At 44.6% G+C, this 18,170-nt stretch carries 17 protein-coding genes; 9 read left to right on the top strand and 8 right to left on the bottom strand.

Annotation, left to right across the window (positions count from 1 at the left end; genetic code table 11):
• Window positions 1-2 precede the first annotated feature (2 nt).
• Both AAA943_RS18595 and AAA943_RS18590 read right to left on the bottom strand, forming a co-directional pair.
• The gene (locus AAA943_RS18595; RefSeq protein ID WP_338225799.1) at window positions 3-3,863 is read right to left on the bottom strand and encodes an AAA domain-containing protein; all 3,861 of its coding nucleotides are present in this window, start codon (window positions 3,861-3,863) and stop codon (window positions 3-5) included.
• Window positions 3,864-4,676, bottom strand: coding sequence for an SDR family oxidoreductase (locus AAA943_RS18590; RefSeq protein ID WP_338225812.1), 813 nt, complete (start codon window positions 4,674-4,676; stop codon window positions 3,864-3,866).
• A 390-nt stretch (window positions 4,677-5,066) separates the two neighbouring features.
• On the opposite strand from AAA943_RS18590, the gene rlmD reads away from it, so the two are divergent.
• From rlmD to AAA943_RS18575, 3 genes are all read left to right on the top strand, one after another.
• The gene (gene rlmD / locus AAA943_RS18585; RefSeq protein ID WP_338225798.1) at window positions 5,067-6,473 is read left to right on the top strand and encodes a 23S rRNA (uracil(1939)-C(5))-methyltransferase RlmD; all 1,407 of its coding nucleotides are present in this window, start codon (window positions 5,067-5,069) and stop codon (window positions 6,471-6,473) included.
• Window positions 6,470-6,847, top strand: a complete 378-nt coding sequence (locus tag AAA943_RS18580) for a hypothetical protein (RefSeq protein WP_338225797.1) — start codon at window positions 6,470-6,472, stop codon at window positions 6,845-6,847. The genes rlmD and AAA943_RS18580 overlap by 4 nt, the downstream gene beginning before the upstream one ends.
• 165 nt (window positions 6,848-7,012) lie before the next feature.
• Window positions 7,013-8,488 (top strand): ATP-binding cassette domain-containing protein, encoded by a 1,476-nt coding sequence (locus AAA943_RS18575; RefSeq protein ID WP_338225796.1) that lies wholly within the window; start codon window positions 7,013-7,015, stop codon window positions 8,486-8,488.
• On the opposite strand, the gene AAA943_RS18570 is transcribed toward AAA943_RS18575, so the two are convergent.
• Window positions 8,489-8,869 (bottom strand): iron chaperone, encoded by a 381-nt coding sequence (locus AAA943_RS18570; RefSeq protein WP_338225795.1) that lies wholly within the window; start codon window positions 8,867-8,869, stop codon window positions 8,489-8,491. It lies immediately after the preceding gene.
• A gap of 140 nt (window positions 8,870-9,009) precedes the next feature.
• Between AAA943_RS18570 and AAA943_RS18565 the strand changes: the two genes are divergently transcribed.
• The 6 genes from AAA943_RS18565 to AAA943_RS18540 all read left to right on the top strand — a co-directional run bounded on the left by AAA943_RS18565 (window position 9,010) and on the right by AAA943_RS18540 (window position 13,756).
• Entirely contained in the window at window positions 9,010-10,281 is a 1,272-nt protein-coding gene (locus AAA943_RS18565; RefSeq protein ID WP_338225794.1) for an aminotransferase class V-fold PLP-dependent enzyme, read from the top strand.
• Between the two features lie 121 nt (window positions 10,282-10,402).
• A complete protein-coding gene (locus tag AAA943_RS18560) occupies window positions 10,403-11,017 on the top strand; it encodes a DUF4136 domain-containing protein (protein WP_338225793.1) in 615 nt (204 codons plus the stop codon).
• Between the two features lie 8 nt (window positions 11,018-11,025).
• A complete protein-coding gene (locus tag AAA943_RS18555) occupies window positions 11,026-11,622 on the top strand; it encodes an OmpW family protein (protein WP_338225792.1) in 597 nt (198 codons plus the stop codon).
• A 63-nt stretch (window positions 11,623-11,685) separates the two neighbouring features.
• Window positions 11,686-12,258, top strand: coding sequence for a DUF4136 domain-containing protein (locus AAA943_RS18550; protein ID WP_338225791.1), 573 nt, complete (start codon window positions 11,686-11,688; stop codon window positions 12,256-12,258).
• A gap of 19 nt (window positions 12,259-12,277) precedes the next feature.
• Window positions 12,278-12,604, top strand: a complete 327-nt coding sequence (locus AAA943_RS18545) for a nucleotide pyrophosphohydrolase (RefSeq protein WP_338225811.1) — start codon at window positions 12,278-12,280, stop codon at window positions 12,602-12,604.
• A 105-nt stretch (window positions 12,605-12,709) separates the two neighbouring features.
• Window positions 12,710-13,756, top strand: coding sequence for a BamA/TamA family outer membrane protein (locus AAA943_RS18540; protein ID WP_338225790.1), 1,047 nt, complete (start codon window positions 12,710-12,712; stop codon window positions 13,754-13,756).
• A gap of 11 nt (window positions 13,757-13,767) precedes the next feature.
• On the opposite strand, the gene AAA943_RS18535 is transcribed toward AAA943_RS18540, so the two are convergent.
• From AAA943_RS18535 to gcvT, 5 genes are all read right to left on the bottom strand, one after another.
• Window positions 13,768-15,321, bottom strand: coding sequence for a M81 family metallopeptidase (locus AAA943_RS18535; protein WP_338225789.1), 1,554 nt, complete (start codon window positions 15,319-15,321; stop codon window positions 13,768-13,770).
• A 142-nt stretch (window positions 15,322-15,463) separates the two neighbouring features.
• Window positions 15,464-15,700 (bottom strand): HP1242/YdcH family protein, encoded by a 237-nt coding sequence (locus tag AAA943_RS18530; RefSeq protein ID WP_338225788.1) that lies wholly within the window; start codon window positions 15,698-15,700, stop codon window positions 15,464-15,466.
• Between the two features lie 92 nt (window positions 15,701-15,792).
• Window positions 15,793-16,272, bottom strand: coding sequence for a hypothetical protein (locus AAA943_RS18525; RefSeq protein ID WP_338225787.1), 480 nt, complete (start codon window positions 16,270-16,272; stop codon window positions 15,793-15,795).
• A gap of 66 nt (window positions 16,273-16,338) precedes the next feature.
• The gene (locus AAA943_RS18520) at window positions 16,339-17,049 is read right to left on the bottom strand and encodes a 2-phosphosulfolactate phosphatase (RefSeq protein ID WP_338225786.1); all 711 of its coding nucleotides are present in this window, start codon (window positions 17,047-17,049) and stop codon (window positions 16,339-16,341) included.
• Complete coding sequence (gcvT, locus tag AAA943_RS18515; RefSeq protein WP_338225785.1) at window positions 17,049-18,143, bottom strand: glycine cleavage system aminomethyltransferase GcvT; 1,095 nt, start codon at window positions 18,141-18,143, stop codon at window positions 17,049-17,051. Before gcvT ends, AAA943_RS18520 begins: the two co-directional genes overlap by 1 nt.
• Window positions 18,144-18,170 lie beyond the last annotated feature (27 nt).

Genomic DNA, 18,170 nt, shown 5'->3' with positions numbered 1-18,170 from the left:
TACTAAAATCTCCTACTCCACATCCATTCCCATTTCCACCCCTTCTCTTCAAGCAAAATCGGATGATAAGCCACAGCAGCCTTTGCTGTAGGTGCATCAAAAAATCGCTGATCATCAGTCAAAATCGCCTTCTGATTCCCACCCTCATCGCTAAAGATCAAATCCATGACAGCTGAAGGGATTTCTTTGGAGAACCCTTTCTCCGACTTCAGAAGCCGGTTTTTCAAACTCCAATCCAACTCGAAACCAGGTACTTTCACGTCTGTGGCAGGAATAAACCTGGCTTTACTCTGTACTTTTACCCAAGCCAAAAATTCCCTGAGCAAAGCCAAACCCGGATTGTTCAATTGACCGGGCCGAAAATCCTCCGGCTCGAGGGAAGAAATCACATGCAGCTTTTTCCTGGCGCGGGTGATGGCCACATTCAGCCGATTTTCTGCACCCGATTTACCCAAAAGTCCAAAATTAGTCACCAATTTACCCTCTCGGTTGGGGGCGTAGCCAAGCGATAAAATCACCTGATCAAATTCATCACCCTGCACATTTTCGATATTCCGAACCTTCAGGGATGCATCCTGAAAACCTGCTTTCCAAAGCATTTCACGGATCAGTTCCATCTGAAAATAATTACCCGTTACAATCCCGATCGAATCTCGAGGATTTTCCTTTCGAATGCGCTGAACCCCATTCACTACCGATTCGCTTTCCAATTTGTTGACCTGATTTTCCCATATTCCCTCCACTTTTTCCCAGCTAAATGGAGTCCATCCGGCCTTCACAGTGGTATAATCCGGCAGAGTCTCCAAACGCCCCCCATAAAAATGAACGTTGGAAAAATGAACCAATCCCGGGTCTGCAGAGCGGTAATGTCCCTTCAAATGAAGGTTTTCAAAAAAATGGCCTGCTAATTCCAAAAGGGATTCGGCCTCATATTCCGCCCCCTCCTCTTCACTTTCCCACTTGACCTGATAAAAATCCGAGGGACGCAATTGCTTCGAATCTCCCGCCACAACGACCTGCTTTCCCCTAAACATGGAGGGAAATCCCCGCTCAATAGGGCACTGAGACGCCTCATCAAAAATCACCAAATCAAACACCTGCTTGGTCGGAAAAACCGCTGAAACTGTCTCCGGACTACCTAACCAACAGGGCAACACCCGAAAAACCTCTTCTCCCAACTCGGTAAACAACTTTCGAAGGGGCCATTTCTGCCGCTTCTTACTCACTTGATGCAACAACTCACGATAAGTCACCCGATTCCCCAACCGATTGTAGTCCAAATGCGCTGCGACTTGTTCACGAAGCCGAAGCAAAGCTAAATGACGGGCATTTTTTCGTTTTTCAAGGATCGCATTCTTGAGTTCGTCCATTTCATGATGTAGAGCCAAAGTTCCTAGCTCGCTCAATTCGGGATACTGCTGCTCCAGTTTTCCGATCCAGGCCAAAGTCCAAGCATTCCAAAAACCTTCAATTAGTTGATCCAAATTTGAGTCAGAAAATTCCTCGACTAATCGCTCACCCAAATCCCGAAATTCCCACTTCTCTAAAAACTGATCAAACCCCTTCAGCTCGGCAAAAACAGAAGGCCAGTTTATAGGTTCTACTGGAAAAACAGTCGCCAGTCCCTTTTCCATCAGTTCCAAAAACTGCGCTTCACTTAACCAAAGACGATACGAAACGAGATCAGAGGCCAAGCCTTCAGCCCAAGTCTGAAGCTGATCCAAAGAAGACCTAAACTCCGAAAAAGAAAGCTTTCTCCAGTCAAGCAATTCCTGAAGCACCGGAACTGATTCCCAGCTTTCCTTCCATGCATAAAGGTTTTTCACATGAATCAAATCCTCTGCAAAATCCCCGCTCATCTTGAAAAAAGAGGAATCCGGCAATCCCTCCAATTCTGCCTGAAGCCGAAGTTTTGACTGACATTCCAGCTGAAGATCAAGCACGTTTTGGGCAGAAAAAGCCAAGCCATTTCGGCTCAAAGTCTCAAAAGCCAAGGGAAATCTAGCTTTGGATAATTTAGCCTGAACCCTCCCAAAAAAGCTTTGGGAGCGAGGAATCAAGATCCCAAATTCTGTACTCAATCTATTCAAATCCGACCCCAATTCAAACTTCCAAGTTTGGGATGTCTCGATAGCCTGAATCAGAAACTTTCGAATCTTGGTAAGTACTTTTTGCTTTTTGGGCTGAAAAATGAAAGCAAATTCCCTCTCAGGTGAAGAAAGATCGTTCAAAGAAATTTGAAGGCTTTTTAACTTGTCCGAAAACATTCGCTCGGACCATAGAGCCCTTAGAATCGGTTTTCCTTTTTCACCAAGTAGGATAGAAGAGAGTTGTTTTCGATGATGTTCCAATCCGGAAAGCAGCTCCGAAATCTTTGAAAACCCTGAAGGTTGAACCGCAGAAAAAGAGGTCCGCTTTTCCCAAAAACTCCCTGAAAACCGATCTCGATAGGCTGAAAATATCTTCAAATCCTGTTCAAATCCTTTGGCTTGCTCAACATCCAACTGAATCAATTTGGGGTTGGAGAAAGCAGGTTGATTCAAATCCGCTTGGAGATATAGTGCTTTGACCGGGATTCCTGCAGGCTTTTCATCGAAGAGAGCCGCTCGCAGTTCCTCAAACTTTCCCGAAAGTCTGGTAATAGTCTTGGAAAGCTGACTGAGCTCCCGCTCCAATTGGATTGCATCGATTCCCCGGTTTTGATTTTGGTACTCCTCGACCGATTCGATCTGGCTTTTGATTTTTCCAAAAAGGTTTTTCTGATCTGCTCGGAAATCATGAACCAAGCCCAAAAATTGACCAAAACCCGCTTTTTCCAAGCGCTCAAATACCACATCTAAAGCAGCACGCTTTTGGGAAACCACCAATACCTTTTTGCCACGGGCGATATAATCCGAAACCAAATTGGCGATCAATTGAGACTTGCCCGTGCCGGGAGGGCCTTGGATCACCAAGCTTTTTCCTTGACGAACTTTGATCAGCGCACTTTCCTGAGAAGCATCAAGGGGAAAAACGGGAAACAGGTTTTCCTCCCGAATCTGTGTTTCTCTCTTCTCAGAAAGAAAAAGATGCTGAAACAGATCCTCCAAGGAACTCTCAGAATGGTCCTGAATCAATTGCTCATAATCAGAATACAGAAAACTCCCCTTTTGGGCAAAATGACCTAAAACAGCGTAAGGCTTGAGAATGACTTTTCCTTCGGAAAATCGCTCCTGATCGAGTGAAATCTGGGAATTGGGAAATGGTAGAATCTGATCTTCCAGCAGATTAGATTGAACCTGAATGGCAAAATGTTCGGGAATCAGTTTGGCCAATGCGGTCCGAAACTCAAGTGCATCTTTGGGAAGACTTTCCAGAAGTTCATCGGAAAAGGATTCGGGGAAATTCTTTCCAGTGGAATGACTCCAAGCCAGTAGAAAAGCCGGATTCCACTGCCAATTTTCCTCTGAAACCAAAATCCAAACCCCATTTTCCTTGTTGAGTTGAACCGGTTTCAAGAGCAAGGGACTACGAACGAGTTGACCATTGATCAGCTTTCCTTCAGCAAAAAGCCAAGCCAGATACAGACTTTGTTCGCCAGTTTCTTCCTGAGTCAATTGATCCCGAAAAGCCATCCTAGCGAGAGCTTTAGATACAAAATTAGCATCGCCTGACCTTGGGTCGAGATCGGGGGAAAGCGTGATTTTCTTTTTGCCTTCGATTGACTTTCGAAGAATCTCAAAGGCTGGTTCTCCGGTCAAAAAATCAAACTCCCGAACATCCATCATTCCCATTCCCTCCAATTTCGGCAGGTACAAAGACCTGTTTTTGGTGGACAGGTCGGTAAGCCGATTCAGATAGGTTTGGAAGATGAATTTGGGCATTTATTTAAAGGGCGAGTCTTTTTCTTTGGCCATCTGATTATAGACAATTCCGTCCATAATTCCCGGCATCCACTTGTTCAGAAATACAGCCAATTTGCCCTGACCTGTAAGAACCAGATCGCGCTTTCTTTTTAAAACCGCTTTCAAAATATGCTCAGCGACTTCTTCTGAAGTCATCATTTTGGACTCGTCACGGGGAGATTCACCTTGAGATGAGCCGTCAGCCGTTAGGGCAGTGTTTCGAATGTTGGAGGAGGTAAAACCTGGCGCAACAACCAAAACATGGACACCCTTTTTCATGACTTCGGTTCGAAGGGACTCGAAAAAGCCATTCATCGCATATTTGCTCGCTGTATAGGCTGTGCGGGCTGGAGTGCCTCGATAGCCATTAATGGAGGAAATGCCGATAATGGAACCTTTGGATTCCAAAATTGCAGAAAGGCAAAACTTAGTAGCATAGACCGTCCCCCAGAAATTAGTATCCATAACCTTTCGGAAAACCTCCAAATCCAAGTCTTCGAATAGTGCCCGCATGGAAATCCCGGCATTGTTGATCAGGATATCGATCCGACCGTAATGAGTAAGAGTATTGGTGGCCATTCGTTGGTTATCCACCTCCGAACCTGCATCAGCAAGAATGGAAAGCACTTCAATATTTTTTGACCGGAGTTTAAGTGCAGTTTGCTCCAGCTTTTGAGGATTACGTCCGGTAATGGCGATTTTGGCGCCTTTCCGACCAAATACCTCCGCACAAGCCTCGCCAATTCCAGAGGTAGCACCGGTGATGATGACGACTTTGTCTTTGAAAATCATGGGTAAAATTTGGGTGTAAAGATAGGGATTAGCCAGGAATGGTAAATTCATTTTAGAGGATAGAACCTTGCTAATATGACAATGGCTCAATTCACCCTTTTCTGCTACAAACTCTTAACTTGATCTTAACCATTTAGAAAATTAAGGGCATTAAGGTCCTATTAATTCAAACCTTTAAAATGAATTTTGAAGGTCTTAGTGGTCTATTAAAATTCTTAATTCTCTTAATTACCTCAATGGTTTTTCAAAACTGTGTTGTAATCCAAGGATTCAATACATTCTCTAATCGCAAGTAAAAAAGGCTGGAAAATTTAACGCTTTTTTGAGTAAGACCTTCGAGGTTTAAAAACCGCAAAGGTCTTCTGCCCCATTTTCCCTAATTTTGCGCCCATGTCGAGAAAAATGAAAAATAAGGTCATCACCAATCTCATGATTGAGCGCATCGCCTCTGAGGGGAAATGCGTCGGACATCATGAGGGTAAGGTGGTGTTTGTAGGCAATGTAGCCCCGGGGGATGTGGTTGATGTGCGGATTACCAAGGGGAAAAGCTCCTTTATGGAGGGCGAAGCCATCCGATTCCATGAATACTCCAAAGACCGGATCGAGCCTTTTTGCTCCCATTTTGGCACCTGCGGGGGTTGCAAATGGCAGCACATTAACTATGACCTGCAGAAAACCTACAAGAGACAGCAAGTTTTGGATCAGTTTCAGCGGATCGCCAAAGTGCCGATTCCTGAAGTGGCTCCGATTTTGGGTTCGGCTCAAACCCAATACTACCGCAACAAACTCGACTTCACCTTTTCCAACAAAAAGTGGTTGACTCTGGATCAAATCCGTTCCGGAGAGGAATTTGACAGAAATGCGCTGGGATTCCATATCCCCAAGATGTTTGACAAAATCATCGACATCGAGCATTGCTACCTGCAAGGCGGAAACTCCAATGACGTCCGAAATTCTCTGAGAGAATTTGCCCTGCAAAACAAGCTCAGCTTCTACGACATCCGGGAGCAAGTGGGCCTTTTAAGAAACCTGATCATCCGGACCACCAGCACCGGTCAGACCATGGTCATTGTCCAGTTTGGGGAAAATGACCCAGAGTCAATTACTCAGGTGATGGAATTTTTGAAGGTAAAATTCCCGGAGATTACGTCCCTACTCTACGTCATTAATACCAAGGGCAATGAAACCTTCCACGATTTGGATTTGGTCACCTTTGCAGGGCTTCCTTACATCGAGGAGGAAATGGAAGGATTGAAGTTCCGCGTTGGCCCCAAATCCTTCTACCAAACCAACTCGGAGCAAGCTTACGAACTCTACAAAGTCGCCCGGGATTTTGCCCAGCTGAAAGGCGATGAGGTGGTCTATGACCTTTACACCGGCACGGGCACGATTGCCAACTTTGTGGCCAAGCAAGCTAAGCAGGTGATCGGAGTGGAATACGTTGAGGCCGCCATCGAAGACGCTAAGCTCAACTCCCAAATCAACGGCATTGAAAATACCCTTTTCTATGCCGGTGACATGAAGGATATTTTGAACGATGAGTTCATCGCCAAGCATGCCAAGCCGGACGTGATCATCACCGATCCACCTCGCGCAGGCATGGACGAAAAGGTGGTCCAAATGCTCCTTAGACTCGAGGCCCCGACGGTGGTTTATGTCTCCTGCAATCCGGCCACACAAGCCCGGGATTTGGCACTTTTGGGAGAAAAATATCAGGTGGAAAAAATCCAGCCGGTGGACATGTTTCCACAAACCTACCATGTCGAAAATGTCGTACGCTTAACGCTCAAATCATGATCTCAGATTTCAACGATCCCGAACTCAGCGGGAAGTATCTCGGTACCATCACCAGCGACTTTGTCAAGATATCCGATGTGCTCAAAGAAGCCTCTTATCAGGTCCGCTCCAGAGGCTTCTCGGACTTTCCGATTTTTCCGATTTCGAAAGACATGCAGCCGATCGGAAAGATCTTCATCGGCAAAGCTGAAAAGGATTTGGACTGGAATTATTTCATCACCTACGTGGATGAATTTGTCCAGCGAAAACTGATTGCCGAAGAAGCTCTAGAGGAGTTTAAAAAAGCCTACAAAGACCCGGATGAGTTCTGCTGTCTGTTTGTGATTGACGGAGCATTTACCAGCTTTGTGTATATCCCTTATCCGAACGACTGAGTATAAAAAAGGCTTTAGCATCGAATTAGCTAAAGCCTTTTTTATTGCTTATAATCAGAATTTTATATCCAATCACTTTTAGATTAATTTTAATCAGAAAACCTTTCTTTTTCATTATCAGAACAAAAGAGATTACATTAGACCAGCATCTCAAAGCCTAAACCCTTGACTTCCAAAACTCTGATTCAAATCGAAAACGCCCAAGTGAATTTTTTGGGAAAAGCTACTTTTGATCAGCTCAATTTCACTTGGAATGAAGGTCAACACTGGGCAATCACGGGAGATTCAGGCAGAGAATTGACTGCCTTTTTAGAGACTTTGAGAGGAACTACCCACCTACCAGAAGGGCAATTTTTCAAGCCTTTTGCTGCGGAATACATCTCCCAAAAAACCGAGAATGGAAGCGTTCACAGCTTTAGGGATTTGATCGCTTACGTCTCCCAACAGTACCGATTTCGAAATAAATCCAACCTCCAGAACTTCTATTTTCAGCAGCGATTTAACAGCTCAGAAGTAGATGAAGCAGCTACTGTCAGGGAGTATTTAGAAGAAAATTCCACCACCAATCCTGGACCTTGGAAACTCGAAAAAGTTTCCGATTTGCTTCGACTCACTCCCCTTTTGGACTCCTCGATTTTGAAACTTTCCAACGGGGAAACCCGACGCTTGGCCTTGGCTTTGGGACTGCTTCGACAACCCAAAATCTACCTCATGGATCAGCCCATGACTGGACTGGATCAGGAAAGTCGGGAAGCATTTGGAGACTTTCTTCAGGCCATTATTTCGGAAGGAATTCATGTGCTCATCACCTCCTCTTCTTCCGAAATTCCAGTTGGAATTACGCATGTAGGAGAGCTAAAATCAAGTGGAAAAATTCAGGTTTGGAAACGGGAAAACTACTCTTTGAACAAAGGTCAAAATCTGGATCTACCTTGGAATCTTAAGCTCCTGAATACACTTTTAGAAGGATTTCCTAATGCAGAAAATGAGGTCATCCGGCTTGAAAAGGTGAGTATCCGGTATGAGGAAAAGACCATTCTCAACCAAGTCAATTGGCAGGTAAATGCTGGTGAACGATGGCAACTCAAAGGAAAAAACGGGTCCGGAAAATCAACTTTAATCAGCCTGCTCATCGGTGAAAATCCCCAAGCCTATTCTCAAAATTTTTGGCTTTTCGGGCAAAAAAGGGGAAGTGGGGAAAGTATTTGGGAACTTAAACGACCCATTGGATTCGTTGCACCTGAACTGGTTCGTTTTTTCCCTGCCAACCAAACCGTCCGAAAAGTGATTCTTTCCGGCTTTTTTGATACGATGGGTTTATTCAAAAAAACAACTGCTGAACAAGAGTCAAAAGCAGATCAATGGCTTCAACTTTTTTATTTGGAGACATTTGCAAACCTTCCCATCCAGCGTATTCCTTTGGAACAGCAGCGCTGGACCTTATTGGCTAGAGCACTGATCAAAGTACCCAAACTTCTGATTTTGGATGAGGCCTCCCAAGGAATGGATGAGCGGCAACGGGTGATTTTCCGGGAAACCGTCCAGAAAATCCTCGAGCTCACGCCTATCACCCTCATCTATGTGAGTCACTACCAGGAGGATATTCCGGATTCAGTTGATCAGATTTTCACCTTGGATTGATCACTTCTTGGCCTTTTTTCTTGTTGAATGAAACAGGGCCTCTTCTTTTCGGAAAAGAGCGATATTCCGGATTAAGTCCATCGGCAAAGGTTGATCGTAGGGAAATTGAACGGCACCCTTGGAAGTGACATAGCTCTGGAGTTCTTTTTTGAATTCGACTTCAGGAGAAGCAGTGGGGTAAAAGCCCAAATGTTTTTTGGCAGCCGCAAAATAGACCAATATCTCTGTGGTGCGATAGGCGGGCATGTGATAGCTAATCACCTCTTTTGCCTCAGGCAAAACTTCCTTCAACAACGCCCTGATTTGATCCAGTTTTTCGCGAATGGGTCCTTCAAACCAACTTAAGTACTCCTCTACCGATTCTGCTTTGGGATTCATCATAGTTGTTTGGGATTAAGCTACAATACTCTTTTTTTGATTGAAGTCCGAATCAAATTAATGGCGATTTTTTTAAATTTTGGATAGAAGGAAAGAAAAGTTGATGGAGATTTCATAGCTTTTTAAAAAGAATTTGAAGTATTATGAATCAGCGTCGTACTTTTTTGCAAAAGCTCGGTTTGGGACTTTTTCTTCCTGCGATGTCAGAAGTTTCCCACTATTCAGCCGGATTTCAATTTCCCAAATCCAATCTTTCTACTTCGAACTATTGGAATCAACTAAGAGAAGCCTTTCCCCTATCTCAAAACCGGGTTTATTTCAACAATGGAACTTTTGGTCCTGCCCCCTATCCTGTTTTGAAGAAACTGGAAGAGATCAATCTTTCGGTTTCCAGTACAGGAGAATATGGCAATTCGGATAATGAACGAGCTGCACTAGCCAGTTTTCTAAATGTAGAAAAAGAAGAATTAAGCCTTACACACAATACAACCGAAGGGATCAATATTATGGCTTGGGGGTTACCCCTAGTAGCCGGAGATGAAGTGATCCTGACCACACATGACCACGCCGGAAATGCCCTTCCCTGGCTTAACCGGGCCAAACTACATGGAATCGTCCTGAAAACCTTCAGTCCAAAAAATACCCTAGAGGAAAACTTGGACTTGATCAAATCACTATGTGGTCCTAAAACCAAAGTGATCGCCATTCCCCATATCACTTGCACGACAGGTTTAGTATTTCCAATTCCGGAGATAAGCGAATTCGCTCGAAGCCGAGGGATTTTTACGGCGATCGACGGGGCGCATGGAGCAGGTACTTTTGACTTGGATTTAAAACAGCTGGGTTGCGATTTTTATGCAGGTTGCTTTCACAAATGGCTGTTAGGACCAAGTGGAACTGGCTTTCTTTATGTGAAAAAAGAAAAACTGGAGGAGCTCCAAGCCATTCAAATAGGTGGATATTCTGATTTGGGTTGGGATGTAATAAGTATCCCTCCCAAGCTCAATGGATATGTCAATACCGCACATCGGTTTGATTATGGAACCCAAAGCAAAGCCCTTTTTTCAGGAGCGAAAGCGGCGGCAGATTTTCATCAGTCCATAGGAAAAGCCAAGGTGGAACAGCGCATCCGTCAACTTTCCGATTTGCTGATTGAAGGGCTCGGTCATCTAGAGGAAAAGGTGGAAATCCTCACCCCGAAAGAGCCTGCTTCCCGGATTTCTATGGTTACCTTCCGCAGCAACCAAGTGAACTCAGAAGAACTAAACACCCTAATCAATCAGGCTGGATTTAGAGTAAGGCTGATCCATGAAGCCAAGCTGAACGCCATTCGGGTATCTACCCATATTTACAACTCGGAGGAAGAAATAGAGAACTTGGTCAGTTTTTTGACAGATGCACTCAAGAGATTTTAAAAAAAACAGGAACTTGGAGCAAATCTTACTGTAATATTACAGTTAAAGGATAGTTTTTGATAGTCCACAAAGACCATTCTACTACTTTTGAAGTAATTTTAATTTATACCTGTTATTATCTATGAAAACACTTTACCGACTACTCTTCCTGTTGGCTGTAGGCCTACTCGGAAGCTGCTATCCGGGTGGCATTCAGTTTTATGAAGACACCGATATCGTCTACACCACAAGAAATGAAAACTTTGACTTCGGTAGCAGGTCAACATTTGCTTTGCCTGATAAAATCGTTATTGACGTAGAGATCAAAAATGGGGATACGACCTACATCTACATGGAAGATCGATTTGCTGAACCCATTCTGCAGAATATTCAGGCAAACATGGAAAACTACGGTTGGTCCAAGGTAGCCATTTCCCAAAATCCAAGTATGGTGATGACACCCTCAGCGTCCAAATCCACCTCGGTTTTTTACTCGTATTGGTACGATTGGTGGTATGGGGGATTCTACCCTGGATGGGGATGGTATTACCCACCTTATTTTACCGTATCCACCTTCACTACAGGAACTGTGATAATTACTTTAAGTGATCCTACCGGGACCAATATCGTAGGCGAATCGGAAACGGCTTGGCTTATGGTTGGTAATGGACTGCTTTCGGGCTCCAATAATGTAGACCGAGTCAACAAAGCCGTGGATCAAGCCTTCCAACAATCCTCTTATTTAGACCTCAACTGATCAGAAAGATGAAAAAATCACTATTTCTTGCCGCTTTTGTTTTGGTCTGCCTGTGGAATAGTCTTTCTGCACAAAGCCTTAGCACCACCTCCTACTCTATAGGGATTCCAACTGGAGATTTGGGAGAATATATTTCAAACGCCAGCTGGAGAGGAATTGCATTTGATTACAGAAAACTGGTAAAACCCAACCTGGGCGTAGGTTTTTATGTAGGATGGAATGTATTTTATCAGGAAAAACCCTATGACACGTACACGCTAAGAAACCAGTCCATCAACGGAAAACAATACCGATACACCAATAGCGCACCGTTCATGTTCGCGACAGATTATTACCTCAAGCCAGGGAATGATTTCAATCCTTTTTTAGGAGCGGCAATAGGCGGTGTATATACCCAACGTGCAACAGACATGGGTATTTATCGCTGGGAACAGGATGCATTCAGTTTTGGATTGGCTCCTCAGATTGGCTTCTTGTACAAGTTGAGCACCTTCTCCTCCCTTTCTGTAGCTGCCAAATACAACATGGCTTTTGGAGCAGGAGACTTGGACGCAGCCCAAAACTACCTGTCCATCAATTTGGGATACGTATTTATGGGTAATTAAATTGATTCGTTTTATCTTCAGAAGCTCAGAGAAAGACCATCTCTGAGCTTTTATTTTGACCTTATGAAAAAATTCATTTTGTCCTTCCTCATTGGACTTTCCCTATTGACCTGCTTGCTTAGCTGCTCGAGTTTGACTACCAATTCTTACAAAGCAAAAGGAGTAGACTTAGATCAATACCAGACTTATGCTTGGGTCAATCTCAAGCATTTCGTAGGGGAAGATCAGGAAAACAAACAGCGGTATGCCCGGTTTATTTTGGAACATGCAGATGAAGAAATAAGGGCCAAGGGCTTCCAACTCGACACGATCAATCCCCAGGTGGTCTTTCAGTTTGATACGAAAATAGAACACAAAATTTCTTACAATAGGACTCCCAGCGTAAGCATGGGAATTGGAATTGGGGGACCGGGATACTATGTTGGAGGCGCAGTCCCGGTATCAGGAGGTCAAGTGGTCACCAAGGAGTTTGATGAAGGAATGCTAACCATAGAAATGATCGAAACCCAAACTGGTAGACTGCTTTGGAGAGGATGGGCTCAGGAAAAAGTAGGGTTTGAGACAAATTTGGAGGCAGACTTGGAAAAAGCCATTCCTCAAATCTTTATGCGACTGCCGATAAAGAAAAAGAAGTAAAATTATGGAAACCAAAGAAATCACCCTCTCAGAAGCTCAAAAACTGGTGGACCAATGGATCAATACCGTTGGGGTACGCTATTTCAACGAACTTACCAACATGACCATCCTGATGGAGGAAGTGGGTGAACTCGCCCGAATCATGGCCAGAACCTACGGGGAACAGTCCTTCAAGGAATCGGACCAAGGCAAAGACTTGGGAGATGAAATGGCCGATGTGCTTTGGGTGCTGATCTGCTTGGCAAATCAGACCGGAGTCGATTTGACTCAGGCTTTGCAAAAGAATTTTGAGAAAAAGAACATCAGAGATGCCAGTAGACACCGGAATAATGAAAAACTGCGATGAATTAAGACCCCTCCCCTAATCATCGGAATTCTGCATTCACTACGTATTTTTAGCATGCATCTACCCTGTCTCTTTAAGTATTTGATTTTTTGTTTCTGCTGTATTTTGACTTTTTCCGCTTTTTCCCAAGGTAAGCAGCCAAACAAAAAAGAAGAAGCAACCTTATCGATACTGCCGGTCATCTATTACACCCCGGAAACCCGATGGGTTTTTGGTCTAGGCGCGGTCAGTACGTTCAATTTAGCAGGTGAATCTACTACTTACGAAAGTCAGCTGACTGCCGGAGTAGCCTACTCCCTAAGAAATCAATTTTTGAGCTATCTCAGCGGAAGGGTTTTCACCCCGGAAAACAGACATTTGCTCTATGGAGAAATCGGGTGGTACGATTACGTCTATTTCTATTTTGGGCAAGGTATGAATGTCACAGATGCAACGGAGGAGGTTTATTCGGCAAAATTTCCTCGGCTTAGGATAAACTATGCCCGCAATTTGGGTCGAAATTGGTATCTCGGCGCAGGGCTTAGATTTGATGATATGGATATTTTTGAGGTGCAGGAAGATGGCGCTTTGGCTGTTGGTTCATTGGTGGGTAGCGATGGAGGCAGAAATTCCGGCTTGGGTCCTTTGGTGCTGTTTGATTCTCGTGATGACCAGTTGTACCCAGAAAAAGGATCCTATTTCGAAGGGGCAATTCATGGCTACGGCAAAGCTCTTGGAGGTCAGTTTGCCTATACCCGAATTTTTGCCGATTTCAGAAAAATCCTCCCCCTCGGTAAAAATCAAGTTTTGGCAGGTCAGGCTTTTTCTGAATTGACCATTGGAGAGGTTCCCTTTTTTGCCCTTCCCATGTTAGGAGGAAATAGACTTCTCAGAGGGCTTTTTGAGGGGAAGTACAGAGAAAAAAACCTGCTTGCCTTGCAGGCAGAGTACCGATACAGGTTCCTGACCAGGTGGGGACTTGTGGCTTTTGGAGGATTGGGCAATGTCTTTTCGGAAGAAAATCCACTTCAGATCCAGCTCAGCAAAGTCGCCTACGGGGCGGGAGGAAGATTTCAACTAAACCAAACCAAAAAACTCAACCTGAGGCTGGATATCGCCCATTCACCAGGAGAGCCTATTCAATTTTATTTGACTTTTGGCGAGGCATTTTAAACTATTCGCCTTTACAGACCTGATTTCTTCATCCATCTCACACCTAAATCCGGTTCAGACATATCCTTATCCAAGGGAAACATGGGTCGATTGATCCGCTTATAACCCAATCGATCCAAATCCTGATCCACTCCCCCCGGGGTCAAGGCCATCACCCAATCCCCGCGCAAGTCGTAGAGCTCGGGTACCAAATACCCAATCTTAACCACCAAAACATCCGCTTCTCTTGGGTTTATACCCAAATCAGTAAAATCCTTTTCATAGTGATAGGGCTTTCTTCGCTTGGTGACAATGACTTTGACAGAACCCACTTTCACGACGACTTCCACATCGGCATCCTTATCTCCTTCTTTGATGGATTCCACCGTTCCCTGCAGCAAAACCGGAGGAGCAAATCGATCGTCCACCATCGCTCCCACTTTTCCTTCCACAGGATTTCCTACGCCTGCTTTCAAGGCATTTTCAATTAACTCCGGTCCCGGTATGGATGCATAGATCAATTCCGGTCCACTTTCGGACTTAAATTCAGGTCTTTTCAAAATCTCATTCAAAGTCCAAGTAACATCCCCCGCTCCACCGGCAGTGGGATTATCCCCCATGTCGGAAATTACAAAGGGCTTTTTCTCGCTCTTCAATGCCATCTCCAAGCTTTCATCCAAATAGGCTACAGGAGCCACAAATTCAAATTCATTTCTGACCTCCCAGAAGCTCTTGGCCAGGTATTCCGCGCTCTCTTGGACTTGCTTTTCATCGTCTCCAGTGACCATCACCACGGCGTGATTTCTGGGCTCATCTGCCCAGGCATACCCAATCCAGATCGCTGCATCAATGACACCTTCTTTTTTGGTTTCCGGATCGACTTTGGCATATAGGGACTTTCCGGGGTCGATTCGGGTACTAGTTTTCTCTCCGGGCAAAAGGATTGGCACCGGAATCCATGCCTTGAATTGGGGTTTGCCTTTTCCGCTTTCCAATCGATCCAGTAGATTATTTACGGCCCTTTTCTTTGACTCCAGAGCATCTTCATGAGGTGCCATCCGGTAGCAAGTAATCAGGTCCGACTGCTCCGCCAATCTCTGAGAAACATTGCCGTGCAAATCCATGGACGTAGAAATCAGTGTCTCCGAACCGACTACCTCCCGCACTTTGAGAATGAAATCTCCTTCCGGATCATCCATTCCCTCCACACTCATGGCGCCGTGAATGTCGAAAAACAAACCGTCGTAGGGGAGATGCTGACGAAGCATTTCCAAAGTCACTCCAACCAGGGAATCATAGGCTTCCCGAGTCACCATACCCCCCGGTATCGCATGGCCACGAAGGGTAGGAAACCACTGAGCCCGCTTACGATTGGCGGAATCCGGCTCCATGAAAGGATAGTAGGAAAAAATCTCCTCCCTCGTCCGGACCCGAAAAGCCTGTGCCGTGGATCGGGCAGGAGAAAAAGTACTGGACTCAATCGCCAATCCGGCGATGGCAATTCTTGGCAAATTTTTCCCGGATTGCTTCTCCCCACAGGAAAAAAGCAAAACAAGCCCCAGAAGAATCAAAAAGGAGTTTTTCATAGATTCGGATTTCCTGTATTGAATCGGAAGATAACACTCCAAACTCCTATTTGAATAAAAATCGGGCAGGAGGTGTCAAAAAAGGCTGAAAGGAAAAAGCGTCTTGTCCAAAAAAGGAAAGCCCGGTTTCCCGGGCTTTGAATCAATTTTGCTTCAAAAACCTGTAAATCTCATCCTTCAAATGAAGTCTTTTGATCCGAAGCTGATTGGCTGTCTCGTCAGAGGCTGGTTCGGCATCAGACTCGATCCGATAGATCTCGTGATCGACTTCGTCATAGGCTTCAAAGAGGTTTTTGAAATGCTCATTGTCAACCTTGAACTCAAGGATTTTATTTTCAAACTCTGGAAATTCTTCGGTGAGAGGATGCTTTCTGATCATGATTTCAGGGTTTTGTTCTTTTGACAATACTAAAGCAAAACCTAAGGGAAATTCATGACAAAGGTCAGGATTGGAAAAGATAAATTCTAGGCTTAGTGACTTTGAGACGACTTGGGTACCGGTAAATCTAAGTATTGAGAATAAATCCTGCCTCTGAGCAGTTTCCAATGCATCACCCCATGGACGATAAGCTGATCATCTTTTTCAGAAAAACCGAGATGCTCCCACTCTCTTCCCAAAACAAATCCCGACAGAAGGGAATAAGAATTATGCAAAAGCAAGGAATTGTCCCTTTGGTCCTGAAATAGCCGAATATGGACCCGATTGGTAAAATCCAAATCAACCGAATAGGACTTACGGATAACAGGAAAATTTGAAATTTGGTGGGTGTTTTTAGAGTCCTTTTTACCTCCTGCGGCTAAAGACAGGAAACCTAAAAAAAGAATCACGTAAGTAAATCTCCGATCGTATCGATGCAGCCATTTTCTACCCTTTATCAATAAGCCAAGGAATAAATAAAAAAAGGAAAGAATTAGAAAGAGATTAAATATTCCCCAAGTGAGTCCGAGCATTTACCAAAGTGTTATACCTAGGAAACTTAGTTTAAATACCCCGGTTAACCAAATTCAATTGGCATTTTAGTCAACCAAAACCAAAAATCCATCCTGATCCACCTTCACCACCAAATCATACAAGTCAAAGGTCAGACAAAACTCAATATCCTTTTCTATGCCGTGATTCTGCAACCTTTTCGCATGAGAGGCCTGAGAGAGGTATTCCTTCAAGCGATGCCCTTCCCGCTCAAAAAGTGACCTCATCGCCAAAGCTCCATCTTCCTCTGCCTGATGGCTGGATTCCAGGGATTTTACCAAGGCTCCGGCATAGAGGGAATCTTCCAGATTAAAGCGGCCCTTCCAGCCTGCACAGTGGATCAAGACATCCTTCTGCTGACCTTGAATATAGGAAACCGTGGCCTGAATATTAGGAAAAGCCCCAATCAGGATTTCATGGGCTCCTTTGGATTTTTCGATGGACTGAGTGCCATTAGTTGTGGTCATCGCCAATTGAATTCCCTCAAAGGCATTGTTTAGAAAAGCAACCGGTGAATTGCCCAATTCAAAGCCTGGGGCAGTATGTCCATTTCGTTCCCCCGCTATCCTAAAGCCCTTGTCCTGCATCAGGCGGCAGGATTCTAAATCTGCAAAGGGAAGGATTTTTTGTACTCCATTGGCCAAGGCGGCAACCATCGTAGAAGTAGCCCGAAAAATATCGACTACCACTACGATTTTTCCTTCCAATTCATGGTGCTGAATCAGATCCGGACTGAAACAGATTTCGATTTGATGCATTAACCTTTGTAAAGCGGGAGTTTTTCGACCTGAGCCTTCAGGTTTTTATTTCTTACTTGGATAAAAATTTCAGTTCCGGGTTTGCTGAACTCGGTTTTGACATAGCCCAAACCGATTCCCACACCCATACTCGGAGACTGTGTCCCGGAAGTCACTTCACCGATCACCTCACCGGCAGCATCCACAATTGGGTAGTGACCTCTTGGTATTCCTCTTTCCTGCATGATGAAGCCAACCAGCTTTCGGGCTACTCCCGCCTCCTTCTGTACTTTCAAAGCTTCTGAATTGGTAAAATCCTTGGTAAACTTGGTAATCCAGCCCAAACCAGCCTCAATCGGAGAAGTGGTATCAGTAATGTCATTGCCATAGAGGCAATATCCCATTTCCAATCTCAGGGTATCTCTTGCACCTAGTCCGATCGGCTTGATATCAAAGGCCTTTCCAGCTTCAAAAATGGCCTTCCAAACGTGTTCGGCATTTTCATTTTTTACATAAATCTCAAATCCACCTGCACCGGTATAGCCTGTTCCGGAGATGATGACGTCTTGGACACCAGCAAATTCCCCCACCGTAAAGTGATAGAATTTCACTTCGGAAAGATTCACCGGGGTCAAGGATTGGACTGCCTCAATAGCTTTTGGCCCCTGAACTGCAAAAAGCGAGTATTGGTCAGAAACATTGGTCAATTGGGCTCCCATAGTATTATGCTGGTTTACCCAAGCCCAGTCTTTATCGATATTGGAAGCATTGACCACCAACATGTATTTCTCCTCTGAAAACTTGTAAACAATCAAATCATCTACGATTCCACCAGTTTCATTGGGAAAGCAAGAATACTGAGCCTGACCCACTACTAGTTTGGAAGCGTCATTGGACGTCACTTTTTGGATCAAATCCAAAGCATGTCGCCCTTCCACCAAAAATTCCCCCATATGGGATACATCAAAAACCCCTACTCCATTTCTCACGCAGAGATGCTCCTCATTGTCCGAGCTGTAACGTACAGGCATATTGAAGCCCGCAAAAGGGACCATTTTTCCTCCAAGAGCTACGTGAAGGTCGTTAAGGGCTATTTTTTTGACTTGTTCTTCCATATTTGGGTCTTTTTTTATCGTGGGCAA

The organism is Algoriphagus confluentis (assembly GCF_036245625.1).
In the GTDB taxonomy this organism is placed as follows: Bacteria; Bacteroidota; Bacteroidia; order Cytophagales; family Cyclobacteriaceae; genus Algoriphagus; species Algoriphagus confluentis.
This window is presented reverse-complemented; position numbering and strand designations above follow the sequence as displayed.

Bases quoted from the DNA above. Each gene is read 5' to 3' on its own strand.
- AAA943_RS18535 (WP_338225789.1), bottom strand. From the start codon at position 15,321: ATGAAAAACTCCTTTTTGATTCTTCTGGGGCTTGTTTTGCTTTTTTCC.
- AAA943_RS18590 (WP_338225812.1), bottom strand. From the start codon at position 4,676: ATGATTTTCAAAGACAAAGTCGTCATCATCACCGGTGCTACCTCTGGA.
- AAA943_RS18555 (WP_338225792.1), top strand. From the start codon at position 11,026: ATGAAAAAATCACTATTTCTTGCCGCTTTTGTTTTGGTCTGCCTGTGG.
- AAA943_RS18570 (WP_338225795.1), bottom strand. From the start codon at position 8,869: ATGATGAATCCCAAAGCAGAATCGGTAGAGGAGTACTTAAGTTGGTTT.
- AAA943_RS18560 (WP_338225793.1), top strand. From the start codon at position 10,403: ATGAAAACACTTTACCGACTACTCTTCCTGTTGGCTGTAGGCCTACTC.
- rlmD (WP_338225798.1), top strand. From the start codon at position 5,067: ATGTCGAGAAAAATGAAAAATAAGGTCATCACCAATCTCATGATTGAG.
- AAA943_RS18525 (WP_338225787.1), bottom strand. From the start codon at position 16,272: ATGCTCGGACTCACTTGGGGAATATTTAATCTCTTTCTAATTCTTTCC.
- AAA943_RS18580 (WP_338225797.1), top strand. From the start codon at position 6,470: ATGATCTCAGATTTCAACGATCCCGAACTCAGCGGGAAGTATCTCGGT.
- AAA943_RS18530 (WP_338225788.1), bottom strand. From the start codon at position 15,700: ATGATCAGAAAGCATCCTCTCACCGAAGAATTTCCAGAGTTTGAAAAT.
- AAA943_RS18565 (WP_338225794.1), top strand. From the start codon at position 9,010: ATGAATCAGCGTCGTACTTTTTTGCAAAAGCTCGGTTTGGGACTTTTT.
- AAA943_RS18550 (WP_338225791.1), top strand. From the start codon at position 11,686: ATGAAAAAATTCATTTTGTCCTTCCTCATTGGACTTTCCCTATTGACC.
- gcvT (WP_338225785.1), bottom strand. From the start codon at position 18,143: ATGGAAGAACAAGTCAAAAAAATAGCCCTTAACGACCTTCACGTAGCT.
- AAA943_RS18520 (WP_338225786.1), bottom strand. From the start codon at position 17,049: ATGCATCAAATCGAAATCTGTTTCAGTCCGGATCTGATTCAGCACCAT.
- AAA943_RS18595 (WP_338225799.1), bottom strand. From the start codon at position 3,863: ATGCCCAAATTCATCTTCCAAACCTATCTGAATCGGCTTACCGACCTG.